The following is a 17,876-nucleotide window of genomic DNA, read 5'->3' as shown; positions in this document are numbered from 1 at the left end:
ACAGTCGCGCTCGGGTTGTCGCGTCGACGCAAAAACCAAACAGAATCAGACGGGAATGTTCGGCACGGCTTTGTCGACGGCCGCCGACGGTGCAGCATCTAACTCTGCAAAATTCCACAGTGAAACGCGGTGCGCTGCCGAAACAAGCGGCATGCCTTGAAAAAAGTTGAGGCTTCTCACCTCAGGACTTCGGAGCAAGTGTCGCCCCCAAGGGACATTCATTTTTACGTGTCCAAACTTGGGGGTATTCACGATGTCGTTTCGTTTCAAGGCAATTGCAGCAACGGCGCTGTCACTTGCTACGCTGGCCATCGGTGGCTTGGCTCACGCGGCGGATATGCAGGTCAAGGCGCCGAAGAAGGCGGCTGACCTCCCGTTCTTCCTGGTGATCGATAACCGCGTGTCGTTCTCCTGGATGCCCAAGGGCACCGATCCCGGCATGTGGAGCGTTCGCCCCGACGGCAGCATCAACGGCACCACCGCCAAGCAGGTCTACTCCTTCACCCATTTCGATCTCTGGGCCTACGGCACCAACTTCTTTACGATCTCGATGTTCAAGTCGGGTCAAAACGATCCGGCCTCGCCCTGTACCGCACCCGGCGTGAACATCAACGGCACCGCCAGCAATTGCGCTGGTGCCACCGAGATCTACGGCCTGTTCCGCTCGACCCTCGGCTGGAACGAGCTGTTCAACACCAAGACCTTCACCATGGGTCCGCTGCACAACATCTCGTTCGAAGTGGGTATGGACGCCAACAGCGAGAACACCTTCCTCGCGCCCGCCAAGCGTGACGTCGTCGCCGGTCTCCAGTTCGCTTTCGACCTTCCCTACAAGGGCTATATCAACGTCGCTCCGTTGATGTATTGGGAGTTCTCGAACCACAACTCCTTCACGCAGTGCGGTCTGTTCGGCGCGGGTACGCCCGGCGTGACCTGTAACTCCGACGGCAATGTCAGCTACAACCCGACCTGGGCCGTCGAAGTCAACTACTACATGGATCTGGGTTTCCTGCCGCCGAACATGCAGTTCTGGTCGATCAGCGGCCGCGCCGGCTGGTACGGCCCGAAGGGCGACTCCAACGGACTTCCTGCGCTCTCGGGCATCGGCCGGTTCTCGACCGCGTCCAAGACCGAGCTCAACAGCGAACCGATCCGTCTGACCTTCGACGCCTCGAAGGCGGCTTGGGGTGACAAGTACTCGCACTTCGTTGATCTCTGGGTCGCCTATCGCTACTGGCAGAACAAGTTCGGCCTCGACCACAATGCGATGCCCGGCGTCTGCACGGTCGCCGCAACCGGCCAGAGCACCAAGAGCTGCACCGAGTCCACGGTTTACGGTGGTATCACTGTGAAGTTCTGACGGGCGACGATCTCCGGATGGCGCCGCGCAGGGATGCGTGGCGCCATTCGTGTTTGCCAGGAGCAGAGCTGCCGTAGGGTGGGCAAAGCGAAGCGTGCCCACGACTTCTAGATGGTGGGCACGGCGCAAGGGCGCCTTTGCCCACCCTACGATACTGATTGCTGGATACCTACTTCGTCCACACGCCGTCGTGCAGGGCTTCGGCTTCGTCTTCGAGTAGCGGTCCCACGACCTCGGTCGGCCGCTGGCCGCTCGCGAACACCTCGCGACAGGGCAGGTCGAGCGTCGGGTTCTCCGGATGATTGCCGGTGACGCCGCGCAGGCGGTGCTCGCTGAGCCCGTAGACCACGCGGCCGATCCCGGCCCAGTAGATCGCGCCGGCGCACATCGCACAGGGTTCGGCGGAGGAATAGAGCGTGGCCGTCGCCAGCACCTCGCGGCCGAGCGTGCGGCATGCTTCCGTGGCGGCCAGACGCTCCGCATGCGCGGTGCCGTCGTGATCCGGCATGTAGCCGTTCTCGGTCTCGATCAGCACCTTGCCGTCGGCATCGACGACAATGCAGCCGAAGGGATGATTGCCGTGCGTGAGGGAGCGGCGGGCGACCGCGAAGGACTGGCGAAGGAAGTGCTCGTCGCGCTCGCCGTTCATTGCGCCTCCGCGGTTAGTGCCCCGCCATGTGCCGGCCGACCTCGGTGAGATCGGCTTCGCTGGTCCGTGCTTCATATACGAATTCGCCGTGGAACATCACCACGAGCCGGTCGGACAGTTCGAGCAATTCGTCGAGATCCTCGCTGACCAGCAGCACCGCGGCGCCGCGGTTGCGCGCAGCCATGATCTCGGCGTGGATCTGCGCCACGGCCGCGAAGTCGAGGCCGAAGCAGGGATTGGCCGCGATCAGCACCTCTACCTCGCTGCCGAGTTCGCGGGCGAGCACGGCGCGCTGCACGTTGCCGCCCGAGAGCGCCGAGATCGGGGTATCCGGGGTGCGGGTCTTGATCTTGTACTGGCCGATCTTCTTCTTCGCATCGTCGCGGAAGGCGCCGCGATTGAGCCACCAGCCGCCGCTCGCGAAGGGCGCCCGGTCGAACTCGCGGAAGGCGATGTTGTCGGCGACGCTCATACCGCCGACGCAGGCGTTCTTCAGCGGCTCCTCGGGCAGAAGCGACATCTTGTGGCGCCGCATCTCCTCGCGGCTGGCATGATAGGGATCGCCTGCGACGCGGATTTCGCCGCCCTCCGCTTCGCGCTGGCCGGCCAGGACTTCGACCAGCTGGCGCTGGCCATTGCCGGAGACGCCGGCGATGCCGACGATTTCGCCGGCGCGAACGGTCAGGGAGACGTCATGCACGGCGACGGCCCCGGCATCGTCGAGCGCGCGAACCTTTGCCAGCTCCAGCCGCGCCTGTCCCGCTTCGCCGGTTCGCGGTGGTTGCACGGTCAGCTCCTCGGCGCCGATCATGGTGCGCGCCATCGCATCCGGTGTCAGCTCGGAAACCTTGCCGGCGCCGGCAAGCTTGCCGCGGCGCAGGATCGTGACCTCGTCGGCGAAGGCCATGACCTCGCGGAATTTGTGCGTGATCATCAAAATGGTCAGCTCGCCCTTGACGACCATGTCGCGGAGCATGCCGAGCACCTCGTCGGCTTCCGCCGGCGTCAGCACCGAGGTCGGCTCATCCAGGATCAGGAAGCGACGCTTCAGATAGAGCTGCTTCAGGATCTCGCATTTCTGCCGCTCGCCGGCCGAGATGTCGGAGACTTTTGCAGAGAGAGGCACCTTGAAGGGCATCCGCGCGAGGAACGTTTCGAGTTCCTTCATCTCCTTCGGCCAGTTCACCACGGCCGGCACGTCATCGCGCGCCAGCACGAGGTTTTCGGCGACCGTCATGGCCGGGACCAGAGTAAAATGCTGATAGACCATGCCGAGGCCGAGCGCGTGAGCATCCTTCGGATTGGCGATCGCCTGCTCGCGGCCGCCGACGAGGATGTCGCCTTCGGTCGCGTGGTAATAGCCCATGATGCATTTGACGAGCGTCGATTTGCCGGCGCCGTTCTCGCCGAGCAGCGCGTGGAACGAGCCCGGTCGCACTTTCAGCTCGACATTATCCAGCGCCAGGAAGTCGCCGAAGCGCATGGTCATGGCGATGGCGTCGACGCCAAACGCACCTGACGGCGGAGGCGGCTCGCCGATGATCACGAAATCGCTCCGATGAAGGCATCCGACGTCGAGACGGCGCCGAACACGCCGCCCTGCATCTTGATCATCTTCAGCGCGTGATCGTGGTTGCTCTTGTCGGTCGCGCCGCAGCAATCGTGCAGCAGCACGCATTCGAAGCCACGGTCGTTGGCCTCGCGCATGGTGGTGTGGACACAGACATCGGTTGTGATGCCGGTGAGAACGATGTTCTCGATGCCACGCACGCGCAGGATCAGCTCCAGATCGGTGGCGCAGAACGAGCCCTTGCCGGGCTTGTCGATGATGGGCTCGCCGGGCAGCGGCGCGAGCTCCTCGATAATGTCCCAGCCGGGCTCGCCGCGCACCAGGATGCGGCCGCACGGGCCGGGATCGCCGATGCCGGCGCCGATCTGGCGCGAGCGCCAGCGTTTGTTGGCGGGAAGATCCGAGAGATCGGGGCGGTGGCCCTCGCGGGTATGAATGATGTGAAAGCCTTGGGCGCGCATCGCTGTGAGCAGCCTCTTGATCGGCTCGATCGGCGCGCGTGTCAGCGAGAGATCATAGCCCATCTTGTCGACATAGCCGCCGACGCCGCAGAAATCGGTCTGCATGTCGATGATGATGAGCGCGGTGTTCTGCGGGCGGAGATCGCCATTGTAGGGCCAGGCGTAGGGCTCGGACTTGAGATAGCGCTCGGGCATGATTGGGCTCTCTAGCGGGTGATCGACAATTCGGCCGGGGCTCCGGTCAACGTGCGTTTCGGCGAGCAGGTGATGATCATGATCGCCAGCGTCAGGATGTAGGGCGCGGCGTTGAAGAGGTGATAGCCGGAGGTGACCCCGACCGATTGCAGCGCGGGTCCGAGCGCCGCCGCGCCGCCGAAGGCGAGCGAGGCCCATAGGCAGAGCAGGGGATCCCAGCGCGCGAAGATCACGAGCGCCACGGCGGTGATGCCCTGGCCGGAGGAGAGGCCTTCGTTCCAGCTCCCGGGATAGAACAGCGACAGGAACGAGCCGCCGATGCCGGCGAGGAAGCCGCCGACCATGGTGGCCCGCAGGCGGATCAGCAGCACGGAATGGCCCATCGCGCGCGCAGCATCCGAACTCTCGCCGGCGGTGCGGATGAGAAGGCCCCACCGCGTGGTGCGGAAGGCCCAATAGAGGATCGGTGCCAGCGCGACGCCGATCAGGAACAGGACGTTGACGCGCAGTGCGGCGCGCACCTGCGGGATGTCGCTCCACCAGCCGAAATCAATCGCGGGCAGCCGCGGCGCGGTGGGCTCGATCAGCGGCTTGCCGAGATAGAAGGCGAGGCCGGTGCCGAACAGCATCAGGGCGATGCCGACCGCAACGTCGTTGACGCGAGGCAACGAACAGATGCCGGCATGTAGCGCACCGAGAAGCGCGCCGGTGATGCCGGCGGCGAGCACCCCTAACCACGGCGAGCCCGTGAGATAGGAGATGCCGTAGGCGCTCATCGCGCCCATCACCAGCGTGCCTTCAAGGCCAAGATTGATGCGCCCCGAGCGCTCTGTGATGCACTCACCCAGGCTCACGAACAGGAAGGGTGTCGACACGCGGATGGCGCCACCGAGCACGGCGAGCGGGACGGTCCAGAGTCCGATCGATCCGTCTGCCATCAGGACTTGCCTTTCAGGAAACCGATGCGGCCGTAGAGCGCATCGCTGGCGAGCACGAAGACGAAGATGATGCCCTGGAGCACCAGCACGGACGCGTCCGGCAGTCCGAGGCGGCGCTGCAACAGACCGCCGCTGGCGCTGATGCCGCCGAGCAGGATCGCGACAGGAATGATCGCAAGCGGATTTTGTCGGGCGAGGAAGGCAACCAGAATGCCGGTGAAGCCATAGCCTGCCGCGAGATTGGCGTTGGTGCGGCCTTGCACGGCGGCAACCTCGACCATGCCGGCAAGACCAGCGGCGCCGCCGGCGAGGAAGCAGATGGTCAGAATCAGCCTGCTGACGCCGAGGCCGACGATCTTCGCGGCGCGGATGTTGCCACCGGCAACGCGCGCGGCGAAGCCGAACACGGTGTGATAGATCAGGATGTAGGCGGCGACCGCGGCGATCAGGCCGAAGACGAGGCCCCAATGCACGTCGGTGCCGGGGATCGTGCCGATCATGTTGGCGGCGCCGATCTCGCGCGTCGACGGCTTGTTGAGGCTGGCGGGATCCCGCATCATGCCTTCGACGAGGTGATTGAGGATGGCGAGCGCGATGTAGACGAGCAGCAGGCTCGAGATCGTCTCGTTGACGCCGCGATATTGCCGAAGCGCGCCGGCCAGCATGATCCACAACCCGCCGCCGATGACGCCGGCTATGACCATGGCAATCTGCACGACGAGCGGGGGCATGCCCTGAAGCAACAGCGCGGCGCTCGTCGCCGACAGCGCGCCGATCAGCAATGCACCTTCGCCGCCGATGATGACCATGCCGAGTTGCGCCGGCAGCGCCGTACAGAGCGCGGTGAGGATGAGGGGCGCTGCACGCGTCAGCGTATTCTGCCAGGAGAACCAGGTGCCGAAGGCGCCGTAATACATGTAGAAATAGAGGTCGAGCGGGTTCTTGCCGAACAGCATGACGAAGATGCCGAACACCACGAGCGCGCCGGCGAGCGCCGCGCCCGGGATCAGGACATATTCGATCGTGCCGCCGTGGCGTTGGAGAAACCCCGGCTTGGCGGCCGGGGCAACTGCCCCGACCGCCTCGGCGGAATCCGCTGCTTCCGCTGTCACGAAGTCGCTCCGATCACGCCCTCGACGAGATAGTCCATCTTCTCGAGTTCGGGATCCTTCTGGCCGCGATCGGTGCCGGCCGCGATCACCGTCTTGCCCTTGTTGTCGACCAGGCCGCCCTTGAAGATGGCAAACCCGTCCGCGGACAGGAATTTGGCCTTGGCTTCGTCTGCCGCCTTGCGCGCTTCGGCCGAGACGGCCTCGCCATAGGCCGAGACCTTCACGATCTCTTCCTTCAGGCCGCCGCGGTAGAAATTCGGGATGCCTTCGCCGGCGGCGATCATCTTGACGAACTTCGGATAGAGCGCTTCCCAGTTCCACTCGGCGCCAGTGAGATAGGCCTTGGGCGCCAGCGCCGACTGGTTGGTGTGATAGCCGCAGACGAAGGCGCCGCGCCGCGCGGCGTTCTCGACCATGGTCTTGGGGCCGTCGACGTGGCAGGTCAGCACGTCCACACCCTGGTCGATCAGGCTGTTGGTGGCTTCGGCCTCCTTGACCGGCATCGACCAGTCCCCGGTGAAGATCACCTGCGTGGTGGCCTTCGGATTGACGGACTTGGCGCCGAGCGCAAAGGCGTTGATGTTGCGCAGCACCTGGGGAATCGGCTTGGCTGCGACGAAGCCGAGCTTGCCGCTCTTCGACGTCAGGCCCGCGACGATGCCGGAGATGTACTGGGCTTCGTCGATATAGCCGAAATAGCTGCCGGCGTTCTTCGGGTCCTTGTCGCTCCACAGGCCACCGCAGTGCTCGAAGCGCAGCTTCGGGTACTTGGCAGCCATCTTGATCATGTGCGGATTGTAGTAGCCGAACGAGGTTGGGAAGATCAGCGTGGCGCCGTCGAGGTTGATCATGGACTCGATCGTCTTCTCGACAGCGTCGGTCTCCGGCACCTTCTCTTCCTCGACCACCTTGAGGCCGGGAATCTTCTTCAGCGCCGCGGCGCCTTGCGCGTGCGCCTGGTTGTAGCCGTAGTCATCGCGCGAGCCGACATAGATGAAGCCGATGGTCGTGTCGGCCGCGAAGGCCGGACGGGCGCCGGCCGCTGCGCCGAGGGTGAGGGCGGCACCGCCCTGCAACAAATGCCGTCGTGAAATCCTGCCAAAATCCATTGGTTGCTCCCTTGGCGGATGAACCGCCTCAATCTCGCGGCTGCGCCGGTCTGGCGGAGCCCGGGATAGGATGTCGCAAGCTTCGTGCCAGAGGCTGCGGAGCGGGCATTCATTTATAACGCATTGAAGAATATAGGTTTTATTCGTTGTTGAAACCCTGATCAGGAAATCATCAGCTTAAATTATAGGCAGTATCTTCTAATTGTATGCAAGGTAGTTAAGCAGCCTAAACCGGCTCTCACGTGCGCATGATGGGACTGGGACGGTCGGCCGATCACCCGCATTCATGCTAACCACGCGCTGGCTTGGAGTGCGCCGGCTGCCTGAATTTGCTGGCACCGAACTTGTATCGGTTAGGGTTGCGACCGCCCGCGCGGTCTTCAGGATGAAAGCTTGATCGAGATGGCTGCCGTGACCGCCGTTCAAAATGCATCGCTCGGCGAGGAGATCGTGCGTCGGATCAACGAGCTCGCGGCGATCTCGGAAGAAGACGGCAAGCTCACCCGCATCTATCTCACCGAGGAACTGCGCGCGGCTTCGGACCTCATCCTCGGCTGGATGCGCGAGGCCGGCATGAGCGCCCATCTCGATGCGATCGGCAATGTCTGCGGCCGCTACGAAGGCGAGCGGCCGGGAGCACCCTGTCTGATGCTCGGCTCGCATTACGACACGGTGCGTGACGCCGGCAAATGGGACGGACCACTTGGTGTGATCACGGCGATTGCCTGCGTCGCCGAGCTCAACCGCCGTTGCGAGCGCCTGCCGTTTGCGATCGAGGTGGTCGGCTTTGCCGACGAGGAGGGCGTGCGCTTCGCCTCGACGCTGCTCGGCAGCCGCGCAGTCGCAGGCACTTTCGACGAGAGCGTCTTGAACACGCGCGACTGCGACGGCGTGTCGATCCGCCAAGCACTCGTCAAATTTGGCCTCGACCCCGACCATATCGGTGCGGCCGCGCGCGCCCGGCGCGAGCTGCTGGCCTATGTCGAATTGCACATCGAGCAGGGGCCGGTGCTCGAAGCACAGAATCTCCCCGTCGGTGTCGTCACTGCGATTGCGGGCGCCACGCGGCTGGCGGCTCGGCTCACCGGAATGGCAGGCCACGCCGGCACCGTGCCCATGGCACTGCGCCGTGACGCCCTCAGTGGCGCGGCCGAATGCATTGGCGCGATCGAGCAGTTTTGCCGGACCGACGAGGCCGGCCTGGTCGGCACCGTCGGCTATATCCAGGCGAGGCCCGGCGCGACCAATGTCATTCCGGGCGACGTATCGTTCACCATCGACATGCGCGCGCCGACCGATATGCATCGCAAGCGCGCGGTCGCCGACGTCGTCAGGCAGATCGAGGCCATCGCCAAGCGCCGGCAACTGGCGCTTCAGCTCGACGTCACCCACGAGAACCGCACCGCACCGTGTGCGCCCTGGCTGAAGGATCAGATCGCGAATGCCATCGCCGCCGAAGGTTTTTCCGCCTTCGAACTGCCGAGCGGAGCAGGGCACGACGGCATGGCGATGATCGATATTGCCGATGTCGGCATGATCTTCGTCCGCTGCCGCGGCGGCATCAGCCATCATCCGGACGAGCATGTCGAGCTCGCGGACGTCGACGCCGGCGCGCGGGTGCTGCTGCGGGTGATCGAGAATTTCAGGCCGCGGGAGGGCTAAGGCCCCCGCAAGTCACCGGGTAGAGATACGAATCAGACAGGGCTAAAATAGCGACTGCCCAGCCGCGGGATCACCAGACATCAGCCGACGTAAGCGAATGAACAGCGATATTTCCTTTCCAGCCCATCGAGAGAACCGGTTTTACCAGGGCATGGCCGCGACCTTTGTCGCCAATGCGCTTCAGGCGGTCAATTTTCTCGGTGATCGTTTCCTGAGACAGTCGCATCATTCCTTGTCGGCGATCGAGGACCTTTACCGGCACTCGATGGACAGCGCCTTTTCGGTGACCGAAGCGTTCCTCGTCACGGGCGCGCCGCACGCCTCCGCCTACTACCCGCGCGACTTCGCCTGGTTCTATCCCGACGTTCTCGACCCCGAGACCATCATGGATGCGCAGGACGCGGTGCGCCGGGCGCGGCTGCTCGAAAAGAGCGTGCGCCTGTTGCTGGAGGCGGTCCGCGCCGACGTCGTCACGACGACCATCGTTCCAGCGGGACGCGGCCGGTATCTCGGCGTGAACTATTTCTCGCGTCCTTCGGATACGCTGTTCGGCATTCTCGCCGGTCTCCAGCAGATGCTCTCCGCCGAGGAGCGGGCGTCGTCCTATCTGGCGATGTCGCAATGCGCGCATGCCGGTCGGCTGTTGCTGGCCGAATACGGCGGCGATCTGAAGCGCGCGATCCTGAAGCTCGCGGGCGAGCTCGAGCCGTTCGACGTTGACGGCGTCCGATATTTGCTGTGCGACGCCAGCGGGCCTCGCTCTGCGGCAACGGACACGCGCGCCGAGCGCCGGCGTTTTGTCACCAATGCCTGCGTCTACACGACCTTCGTGTGGGGCGTGCAGCTCGGTGTGGTCGACGAGAACGAGCTGAAGCGCCTGCTCGGGCGCGACCTCAGGCAGTATAAGCGGGACCTGCTCCGCCTGTTCGGCAAGGACGGCTATATCAGGCATTCGCTGGATGGACCGGCGGGCACGCCGGTGTCCCTGGTCGCGCTGGATTTCGTCGGCGTGCATCGCGGCTTCTGGGACATGAGCGATGCGAGCGAGCGCGCCTTGTTTTCGGCCACGACGGATTTGATCATTGCCGAACCGCGCTTCCGCATTCCCAGCACGTTCCACTTCCTGGTGTCGGCGGATAATCCGCGCAACAAGATGATTCACAAGATCGCGGCGCCGGCCTATCAGGGGCGCTCGTCCTGGCCGACGTTCAACGTCGAGTTCGCGGATCGCATGCTGGACTTCGACGAGGCCTCAGGCAGCGAGGCCTACCGCGCCTGCGCGCAAGGGATATTGAAGGACATTCGCACCGCGACCGAAGTCCACGGTGGCTATCAGGAGCTGATCTCCGAGCAGGGTTTGAAATATCGCACCTGGGCCTACAAGGGCGCGGTCGCCCATTCCTGGTTTCCGCGCTTCCTGTCGGTCTGGAGGAGGGCGCATGGAACGCCGCTCCTCCAGTGGAATGACTGACCTGCGGACAAAGCGCGATGAGACGAATCGTCATCGCGCCTGGGTTATTGTTTGAGCGTGATCTTTTCGGAAAACCGCTGCGCACTTTTCCGGATCATGCTCTAGCCCGCCGTCACATCCACGAGCTCGCCACCCTCGAGAACCTTGGCCGCCTTGGCGCGGTCGAGGTCACCTTCCCAGGCGGCCACGACGACCGTCGCCACGCAATTGCCGATGAGGTTCCCGACCGCGCGGGCCATGCCGATGAACCAGTCGACCGAGAGCACCAGCACGAGGCCGATCGCGGGAATGCTCGGCACCGCATTCAGCGTCGCCGCCAGGATCACGATCGCCGAGCCCGGTACGCCGTGCGCGCCCTTTGACGTGATCAGGGAGACACCCAAGACCAGCAGGAGATCGCCAAAGGACAGCGGCGTGTTCGTGGCCTGCGCGATGAAGACGACGGCAAGCGTCAGGTAGATCGAGAAGGCGTCGAGGTTGAAGGAATAGCCGGTCGGAATGACGAGACCGACCACGGAATCCTTCACGCCCATCCGCTCCAGCTTCTTCATGATCTGCGGCAGTACGGCATCCGAGGAGGCGGTCGCGAGCACGATCATCAGCTCTTCGCGCAGGTAGGCGAGGAATTTGAGGATGTTGATGCCGGCGAGTGCCATGACGCCACCGAGTACGCCCAGCACGAAGATGCCGACCGAGACGTAGAACAACATGACCAGCGAGACGAGCTGCTTCAGCGAGCCGACGCCATATTTACCGACGGTGTAGGCGACCGCACCGAGCACGCCAAGTGGGGCAACGCGAACGATGAGCCCCATCACGCGGAACAGCACCGTCGAGGCCGCGTCGATCATCGAGGTCACGAGCGCGCCCTTCTCGCCGCCGACCAGCGCGAGGCCGACGCCGAACAGCACGGCGAAGAACAGCACCTGGAGCACGTCGTTGCGCGACAACGCGTCGAACGAAGTGGTCGGGATCACGTTCATCAGGAAGGAGCCGATGCCCGCGCCCTGCAGCTTGTGGGCGTTATCGGCATAGGTGCTGAGCGCCTTGGCATCGAGCGTCGAAGGATCGATATTCATGCCGTGGCCGGGGCCGAAGACGTAGGCCAGGATAAGGCCAACCACGAGCGCCACCGTCGTCATCGCTTCGAAATACAATAGCGCCTTGACGCCGACGCGGCCGACTTTCTTGAGATCGCCGGCGCCGGCAATGCCGTGCACGACGACGCAGAACACGATCGGCGCCACGATCATCGAGATCAGCTTCAGGAAGGCGTCGCTGAGGATCTTGAGGCTGATGGCGAAGTCCGGGGTGACCACGCCGAGGATGATGCCCAGGATCAGCGCCGCCAGCACCTGGACGAACAGCGAGGCGTAAAGTGGCTTGCGCTCTGCGGCCGGGGCCGCGGCAATGGTCGACATGATAAATCCCCCGTTGTGGCGACGTTTGATCCCGAAAAGGAGCAACTAACGTGCCAGATTGTCGCGGATTATCCAGGAAAGCGTCTGGTTTTCCGGCCTGGTATCCCCGATACGGCGCCGATTGCTGCGCCGTGTCCGGGGTCTGAGGCTTTCACTCCGCGGCCTTCGCGGTCTTGCCGAACATCCGTGTCGGTGCCGCGAAGCCGCAGGAGGTGCCGTCGGTGACCTTGACCTGGTCTTCCCAAGGCAGCCGGTAGGTGCCCGCGACCATGTCCTGCATGAAGGTGTAGGGGCAGTCCATGGCGCCCCCCTTCACCGCGACATAGCCACGGTGCCAGAGCTGGTAGATGTTGTTTTCGACACCCCAGTTGATGCGGGCTTCGCGTACGAGGTCGGGGCGCACCTCGGCAGTGATGATCTCGTCGGCACGGCCGGTGGTGCCGTGCGCCAGCACGCTGCCGTCGAAATTGACGATCATGCCTTCGCCCATGGAATCGAACGAGCCATCCGAACCGCACATGCAGACATTGGCGGTGACCATGAGGTTCTGGAACGAATTGGCCTGGTTGGTGAAGCGCCAGGAATTGCGGATCGGCGCGGTGTAGCCGGCGGTGCGGATCATGATCTCCGCGCCCTTGTAGGCGCATTCCCGCGCCATCTCCGGGAACATGCCGTCGTGACAGATGATGAGTGCGATCTTGGCGCCGTTCGGGCCTTCGATCACGGGAATGCCGATATCGCCGGGCTCCCACGGCTCGACCGGAATCCAGGGATGAAGCTTGCGGTAATAGAGCTTGATCTCGCCGTGGTCATCGATGATCAGGCCGGAATTGTAGGGATTGCCGTGCGGGTTGAACTCCATGATGGAGAAGCAGCCCCAGATCTTGTTGTCGATGCAGGCCTTCTTGAATGCCGCGACCTCCGGCCCATCGAGCCGGCACATGATCTCGGGATTGGTGTCCATCGAGAGGCCGTGCAGCGAGTATTCGGGGAACACCACCAGATCCATGGTGGAAAGGTTGCGGCGGGCCTTGCCGACCATCCAGACGATACGCTCGGTCTGCCTGGCGAGATCTGCCTTGGTCACGACGGTTGGCAACTGCAATTGCACCAGCCCGATGACCACACCCTCAGGCGATTTGTTCAGCCCGCCAAGCCCGTTCATGATCAGCTCCTTCCGTCGGCTCCCTTGCCGTCCGCGCGACGCCGTTGCGCGCAGTTCTTGGGCGAGCAAATCCGATTTTGGCGACGCGCAAAAGTCCATTTTTCAGGCGGCAGGCGATAGCCGTGCTCGCCTGGGTCGCCAGCCCCGGAGCGTGCAGGCGCCCATTGTCGCGGCGCGGCGTGCCTCAAGTCTCGGCTTGACCCTCCAATCCGGCTGATGTCAGACTTATGACATGAGTACAGCAAAGCGACATATCGCCAGCCTTCGCGACGAATATGCCGAGATGACGCGACAGCGCATCGTCGCGGCCTTCGTCGAGACGCTGGAGGATGAGGCGGCCGACGACATCTCCATGGCCGCGGTCGCCAAGCGGGCAAAGGTGGCCGAACGAACCATCTATCGCCACTTCAAGACCCGCGCTGAGCTGTTTGCGGCGGCCGGCGAGTGGATCGAGGACAACGTCTTCAGCTACATTCCCTTCAGCTCGCCCGACGAGCTGCCGGATATTTTCCGCAAGCTGTGCAAGCGGTTCGACCGTCACCCGCATCTGGCGCGCGCCATTGCGATGACGCGGGCGGGCCGCCGGGTGCGCGCCGGTTTCCGACGGCATCTGATTGACCAGCATCGCAAGGCGATGGCGCCGCTGGTGCGGCATCTCCCCGCAAAGGAGGTCCGACAGGCGGAGGCGCTCGCCTCCTACCTCAACAACGTGCTGGCCTGGAATGCAATGCGCGAGGACTTCGGCATGTCCAGTGCCGAGATCGCCGACACGGTCGAGTGGGCGCTCAAGACCCTTTTGAACGATGTCCGTCAGCGCGATGCAGCGGCGGCGCGCAACGGCAAGGCCGGCAAATCGCTGCGTAAGCGAAGCCCGGCGCGCGAAAACACCGGTGTGGAGTGAGACAGGCCATGAATGCGATCCCCGATGATCTCCTGATCAACGCACCCGACGAAGTTCGCATCCGCCAGGATCTGGTGCTGACGGCGCTCGGCCGTCGCCCGGCCGATCGCTCCTTGCGGGTCGGCAGGTTGCTCGACGTGCACAGCCGGACCTGGAGCGAGGATCAGGAGATCGTCTTCAAGGGCCGGCGCATTGCCTGGGTCGGGCCGGCCGGTAGCTACCCCGGCGAGGTCCGCGAGCGCGTGCATCGGCCGGATCTTGCGGCGGTCCCCGGCTTCGGCGAGGTGCACAAGCACATCGAAAGCTCGCATCTGACGCCGGAATGGGAGGCGGCGCTGGTGCTGCCGCACGGCAATACCTGGACCTGCGAGGCGAGCCACGAGTTCTCCAACGTCAACGGCGCCCGCAATCTCGAGTTCTGGTTCGAGGCGCGCCGCCGCGGCTCGCCGCTCAAAATCTTCCCGCAGCCGGGCTCGGCGGTGCCACCCACGGCCTACGAATGGGGCGGCGGCTGGTATGGCCGCGATGAGCAGGCGGGCTTCATGGCCGAAAGCCTGATGGTCACCGGTCTCGACGAGGTCATGGACTGGCCGGCGGTGTGGAATCCCGACAATCCCTCCTACAAGCGGCTCTGGGGCATGATCGAGGCGACGTTCGCGGCGCGCGGCGTCGTCGAGGGCCATGCGTCGGGCTTACGGGATCTGCCTTCCATCAATGCCTTTGCCGCGGCGGGGCTCGCCTCCGATCACGAAGTGCAGACGCCGGAGGAGACCTGGGACAAGCTCACCCGCGGCCTGTTCGTCGAGCTGCGCGTCTACGCGATGGATGAGATCGTGAAATGGCTGCTTGCGAAGGGCCTGCAGGACTGGTCGCAGATCGCATTCACGACGGATGACCGCAGCGCCAGCCACACGCTCGAGCTCGGCGCCAGCGATCACAATGCGCGGGTCGCGATCGAGGCGGGTCTTGCGCCCGAAATCGCGATCCAGTGTCTCACCATCAACCCGGCGCGGCATATGCGCATCACGCCGTTCGTCGGGAGCCTGGCTCCAGGACGTTTCGGCGATGTCGTGCTGCTCTCGGACGTCACCAAGCTTACGATCGCCGAAGTGTGGGCCGATGGCGCGCGGGTCTCCGAGGGCAAGCGCTATCTTGGTCAGGTGCCCGAAATCCAGTGGCCGGATTGGGCCACCAAGACGGTCAACATCAAGCGCTCGATCAAGCCTGAAGACTTCGAACTGCCGGCCGAGCCTGGCCGCACCACGATGAAGGCGGCGGTGATCCGTCCCTTCCATTGGCATCCCGAATTCTACACCCTCGAGCTGCCGGTGCGTGACGGTGCCGTGCAGCGCGACGAGAGCGAGGCCATCACCAAATTCGCCATCGTCGATCGCTTTTCCGGCGATGGGCGCGTCGCAAAGATGTTTTGGCGCGGCTGCGGTCCGCGCACGCCGGAGACGGCTGTTGCCTGCTCGGTGGCGCACGACAAGCACAACATCTGGGTGGTCGGCTCGTCCGACGCGGCGATGGCAAAGGCGGTCAACGCGCTGATCGAGCTTCAGGGCGGTTGGGCGCTGGTGCGCGAGGGCGAGCTCGTTGCCACCGTGCGTTTCGAGGTCGGCGGGCTGATGAGTTGTCGGTCGGCGCATGCGCTCGATGCCGAGATGCAGGCGCTTTATGCGGAAGGTCGCAAGGTCGACTGGATGTACGAGCCGACGTTCCGGCCGCGCTGGTATCCGGGATTTCCGGAGAGGCTCATGTTTGCGACGCTGACCTGCGCGCCCTGGAGTTGGGTGCTGGTGGCACCGTGCGAGCAGGCGCCGCTTGGATTCATCAACGTGCAGACCGGCGAAGCGCATCCGGTGGTGTGGTAGGGGGAGGACTGGGGATGGACGACATGACGAAGCCGCAAGCCGCTCCCGCGGAGCCAGTACCACCCGCAGCCTTGGGGCTGCTTGATCGTGCTTTTGGCCTCACCGAGCGTGGCACCAGCGTCGGCCGCGAGGTGATGGCCGGCGCGACGACGTTCGCGGCGATGGCCTATATCATCGCGGTGAATCCCGCGATCATGTCCAACGCCGGGATGGACCGTGCCGATCTCGTCAGCGCCACGGCGCTCGCCGCGATCGTCGGCTCGGTGATGATGGGGCTGTGGGCTAATCTGCCGCTTGCGGTGGCGCCCGCGATGGGCTCGAACGTCATCTTCACCTATGTCATCGTCAAGCAGATGGGAATGCCCTGGCAGGGCGCACTCGCCATGGTCGCCTTCACCGGCATGCTGTTCCTGATTCTCAGCCTGTCGAAGCTGCGCGAGAAAGTCGCCAAGGACGTGCCGGAAGCGCTGAAGATCGGCATCCAGGCGGCGGTCGGTACCCTCATCGTCTTCATTGCGCTGCGGGGCGCCGGATTCGTGGTCCAGAATCCGTCGACTTACATCGCCATGGGCTCCCTGCGCAGCCCGCCGGTGCTGCTGACGCTGTTCGGTCTCCTGCTCACGCCGGTGCTGGTGGTGCGCCGAGTGCCGGCTGCGCTGATTCTGTCGATTGCGGTGCTCACGCTGATCGGCTTCTTCGTTCCAGGCGCCAACGGCAAGATGGTGACGTCAGTGCCATCGGCCATCATGGCATGGCCGCGCTGGCCGACCAGCACCTTCATGGCGCTCGACATCGGCTATCTCTTCAGCCATTTCGTCGTCGCGCTGCCGCTGCTGTTCTATTTCCTGTGCGCCGAATTCTTCTCGACGCTCGGCACGCTGATCGGCGTGACAGGGGCCGCCAATTTGCGCAAGCCGGACGGCTCGATCCCGAATGCCACCGCCGCATTCGCGACGGATGCGACGGCTTCAATCGTCGGGCCGCTGCTCGGGACCTCCGTCGTCACGGCCTATATCGAATCCATCACCGGCGTGCAGGCCGGCGGTCGCACGGGCCTGACCTCGTTGACCGTCGCGGGATTCTTCTTCCTTGCGTTGTTCTTCTGGCCGATCTTCGTCATCATCCCGGCGCAAGCGACCGCGCCCGCGCTGGTGCTCGTCGGCGTGCTCATGATGCAGGGACTTGCCCGCATCGACATGACCGATCTGGCCAACGCGGTTCCGATCGTGCTGACGCTGCTGATCACCGTGCTGACCAATAACCTCATCAACGGAATGGCGCTGGGGACGCTGAGCTACATCGCTCTCGAAGTGGCGGTCGGTCGCCGGTCGCAGATTCCGGCGATGGTGTGGGGGCTCGGGGTCGTGTTCGTCGCATACGCGATCGTGATCGCACAGATCTTCTGACGCGGGTCGTCAGGCCGCGAGGTCCAGCAGCCGGCACGATCCGCGCACCAGCACCTTGCGTCCGATGGGGGTCATGGCGGGCACGCCGTCATCAATGACAACGAGACCAAGCTTGACGAGGCTGTCGAGGAGATAGGCCTTCGCGAGGCGATTGTTCGCTACGGGGTTACGAAGTGTGCGCAGGGCTGCCCATTGATCCGGCGAAAGATCGAGTTCGAAATCGTCGTTCATGTTGCCTCAAGCGATAGTCACGTTCGTGCGCCCCTGTTAGCGGCGCTGCATGAAAACCATGCGACGACAATGAGTCGGGAATTCGGTGCGCTGTTTAGAACTTCTCTTCACGAATTGCCGCAGTCTGTTGCGCCACAATAGTTAAGATCGCTCGGACACGATTATCGTCCCGTCGCTTATCACTAATTGATGATCTTCATTTGATGTTGCGCTGCGACGGCCGCAGTGCACGGGAAGCGTTGCTGTCTCATTCTGCGTCGCGTTATGCACAGAAATGGTGAGGCGCTGGGTTCGTGACTCTGCTACGCTGAGTCCTAGGGAATGGCTTCACACGACAAGGAGTGTGAGTGC

Annotated in this window: 15 protein-coding genes; 6 read left to right on the top strand and 9 right to left on the bottom strand. The window is 64.0% G+C overall.

Annotated elements, in window-relative coordinates:
• Nucleotides 1–253: 253 nt before the first annotated feature.
• Entirely contained in the window at nt 254–1,360 is a 1,107-nt protein-coding gene (locus NLM32_RS33095; RefSeq protein ID WP_254132904.1) for a hypothetical protein, read from the top strand.
• Between the two features lie 169 nt (nt 1,361–1,529).
• Here NLM32_RS33095 and NLM32_RS33090 read toward each other — a convergent pair whose 3' ends face one another.
• Genes NLM32_RS33090 through NLM32_RS33065 form a run of 6 tightly spaced genes read right to left on the bottom strand, consistent with a single transcriptional unit; the run spans nt 1,530 to nt 7,394 of the window.
• Nucleotides 1,530–2,009, bottom strand: coding sequence for a nucleoside deaminase (locus NLM32_RS33090; protein ID WP_254132903.1), 480 nt, complete (start codon nt 2,007–2,009; stop codon nt 1,530–1,532).
• Between the two features lie 13 nt (nt 2,010–2,022).
• Nucleotides 2,023–3,555 carry an ABC transporter ATP-binding protein gene (locus NLM32_RS33085; protein ID WP_254132902.1) on the bottom strand — a complete coding sequence of 511 codons (1,533 nt, stop codon included), beginning with the start codon at nt 3,553–3,555 and terminating at the stop codon, nt 2,023–2,025.
• A complete protein-coding gene (locus tag NLM32_RS33080; RefSeq protein WP_254132901.1) occupies nt 3,552–4,235 on the bottom strand; it encodes a cysteine hydrolase family protein in 684 nt (227 codons plus the stop codon). Before NLM32_RS33080 ends, NLM32_RS33085 begins: the two co-directional genes overlap by 4 nt.
• A gap of 11 nt (nt 4,236–4,246) precedes the next feature.
• The gene (locus NLM32_RS33075; protein ID WP_007612833.1) at nt 4,247–5,173 is read right to left on the bottom strand and encodes an ABC transporter permease; all 927 of its coding nucleotides are present in this window, start codon (nt 5,171–5,173) and stop codon (nt 4,247–4,249) included.
• A complete protein-coding gene (locus NLM32_RS33070; protein ID WP_254132900.1) occupies nt 5,173–6,285 on the bottom strand; it encodes an ABC transporter permease in 1,113 nt (370 codons plus the stop codon). Before NLM32_RS33070 ends, NLM32_RS33075 begins: the two co-directional genes overlap by 1 nt.
• Entirely contained in the window at nt 6,282–7,394 is a 1,113-nt protein-coding gene (locus tag NLM32_RS33065) for a BMP family ABC transporter substrate-binding protein (protein WP_254132899.1), read from the bottom strand. Before NLM32_RS33065 ends, NLM32_RS33070 begins: the two co-directional genes overlap by 4 nt.
• Nucleotides 7,395–7,796: 402 nt before the next feature.
• Between NLM32_RS33065 and NLM32_RS33060 the strand changes: the two genes are divergently transcribed.
• The gene (locus tag NLM32_RS33060; protein ID WP_254135481.1) at nt 7,797–9,056 is read left to right on the top strand and encodes an allantoate amidohydrolase; all 1,260 of its coding nucleotides are present in this window, start codon (nt 7,797–7,799) and stop codon (nt 9,054–9,056) included.
• Nucleotides 9,057–9,153: 97 nt separating this feature from the next.
• Nucleotides 9,154–10,527: a hypothetical protein gene (locus tag NLM32_RS33055; protein WP_254132898.1), complete on the top strand. Its 1,374-nt coding sequence runs from the start codon at nt 9,154–9,156 to the stop codon at nt 10,525–10,527.
• 101 nt (nt 10,528–10,628) lie between these two features.
• Here the strand turns inward: NLM32_RS33055 and NLM32_RS33050 are convergent, their stop codons facing one another.
• Together NLM32_RS33050 and NLM32_RS33045 are read right to left on the bottom strand one after the other, a co-directional pair.
• Entirely contained in the window at nt 10,629–11,948 is a 1,320-nt protein-coding gene (locus tag NLM32_RS33050) for a dicarboxylate/amino acid:cation symporter (RefSeq protein WP_254132897.1), read from the bottom strand.
• A 151-nt stretch (nt 11,949–12,099) separates the two neighbouring features.
• Nucleotides 12,100–13,113, bottom strand: a complete 1,014-nt coding sequence (locus NLM32_RS33045) for a formamidase (protein ID WP_254132896.1) — start codon at nt 13,111–13,113, stop codon at nt 12,100–12,102.
• Between the two features lie 232 nt (nt 13,114–13,345).
• On the opposite strand from NLM32_RS33045, the gene NLM32_RS33040 reads away from it, so the two are divergent.
• Genes NLM32_RS33040 through NLM32_RS33030 form a run of 3 tightly spaced genes read left to right on the top strand, consistent with a single transcriptional unit; the run spans nt 13,346 to nt 17,294 of the window.
• On the top strand, nt 13,346–14,014 hold the full coding sequence (locus NLM32_RS33040) for a TetR/AcrR family transcriptional regulator (RefSeq protein ID WP_254132895.1): 669 nt from the start codon (nt 13,346–13,348) through the stop codon (nt 14,012–14,014).
• 8 nt (nt 14,015–14,022) lie between these two features.
• The gene (locus NLM32_RS33035; RefSeq protein ID WP_254132894.1) at nt 14,023–15,888 is read left to right on the top strand and encodes an adenine deaminase; all 1,866 of its coding nucleotides are present in this window, start codon (nt 14,023–14,025) and stop codon (nt 15,886–15,888) included.
• A gap of 14 nt (nt 15,889–15,902) precedes the next feature.
• The gene (locus tag NLM32_RS33030) at nt 15,903–17,294 is read left to right on the top strand and encodes an NCS2 family permease (protein WP_254132893.1); all 1,392 of its coding nucleotides are present in this window, start codon (nt 15,903–15,905) and stop codon (nt 17,292–17,294) included.
• Nucleotides 17,295–17,303: 9 nt separating this feature from the next.
• On the opposite strand, the gene NLM32_RS33025 is transcribed toward NLM32_RS33030, so the two are convergent.
• On the bottom strand, nt 17,304–17,525 hold the full coding sequence (locus NLM32_RS33025) for a hypothetical protein (RefSeq protein ID WP_254132892.1): 222 nt from the start codon (nt 17,523–17,525) through the stop codon (nt 17,304–17,306).
• Nucleotides 17,526–17,876: the final 351 nt, after the last annotated feature.

Origin of the sequence: Bradyrhizobium sp. CCGUVB14, assembly GCF_024199935.1 — a bacterium.
Classification (GTDB): domain Bacteria; phylum Pseudomonadota; class Alphaproteobacteria; order Rhizobiales; family Xanthobacteraceae; genus Bradyrhizobium.
Note: the sequence above shows the minus strand (reverse complement) of the source record. Positions and strands in the feature narration are given on the sequence as shown.

Bases quoted from the DNA above. Each gene is read 5' to 3' on its own strand.
- NLM32_RS33030 (WP_254132893.1), top strand. From the start codon at position 15,903: ATGGACGACATGACGAAGCCGCAAGCCGCTCCCGCGGAGCCAGTACCA.
- NLM32_RS33060 (WP_254135481.1), top strand. From the start codon at position 7,797: ATGGCTGCCGTGACCGCCGTTCAAAATGCATCGCTCGGCGAGGAGATC.
- NLM32_RS33095 (WP_254132904.1), top strand. From the start codon at position 254: ATGTCGTTTCGTTTCAAGGCAATTGCAGCAACGGCGCTGTCACTTGCT.
- NLM32_RS33055 (WP_254132898.1), top strand. From the start codon at position 9,154: ATGAACAGCGATATTTCCTTTCCAGCCCATCGAGAGAACCGGTTTTAC.
- NLM32_RS33035 (WP_254132894.1), top strand. From the start codon at position 14,023: ATGAATGCGATCCCCGATGATCTCCTGATCAACGCACCCGACGAAGTT.
- NLM32_RS33045 (WP_254132896.1), bottom strand. From the start codon at position 13,113: ATGAACGGGCTTGGCGGGCTGAACAAATCGCCTGAGGGTGTGGTCATC.
- NLM32_RS33025 (WP_254132892.1), bottom strand. From the start codon at position 17,525: ATGAACGACGATTTCGAACTCGATCTTTCGCCGGATCAATGGGCAGCC.
- NLM32_RS33065 (WP_254132899.1), bottom strand. From the start codon at position 7,394: ATGGATTTTGGCAGGATTTCACGACGGCATTTGTTGCAGGGCGGTGCC.
- NLM32_RS33075 (WP_007612833.1), bottom strand. From the start codon at position 5,173: ATGGCAGACGGATCGATCGGACTCTGGACCGTCCCGCTCGCCGTGCTC.
- NLM32_RS33040 (WP_254132895.1), top strand. From the start codon at position 13,346: ATGAGTACAGCAAAGCGACATATCGCCAGCCTTCGCGACGAATATGCC.
- NLM32_RS33050 (WP_254132897.1), bottom strand. From the start codon at position 11,948: ATGTCGACCATTGCCGCGGCCCCGGCCGCAGAGCGCAAGCCACTTTAC.
- NLM32_RS33080 (WP_254132901.1), bottom strand. From the start codon at position 4,235: ATGCCCGAGCGCTATCTCAAGTCCGAGCCCTACGCCTGGCCCTACAAT.
- NLM32_RS33090 (WP_254132903.1), bottom strand. From the start codon at position 2,009: ATGAACGGCGAGCGCGACGAGCACTTCCTTCGCCAGTCCTTCGCGGTC.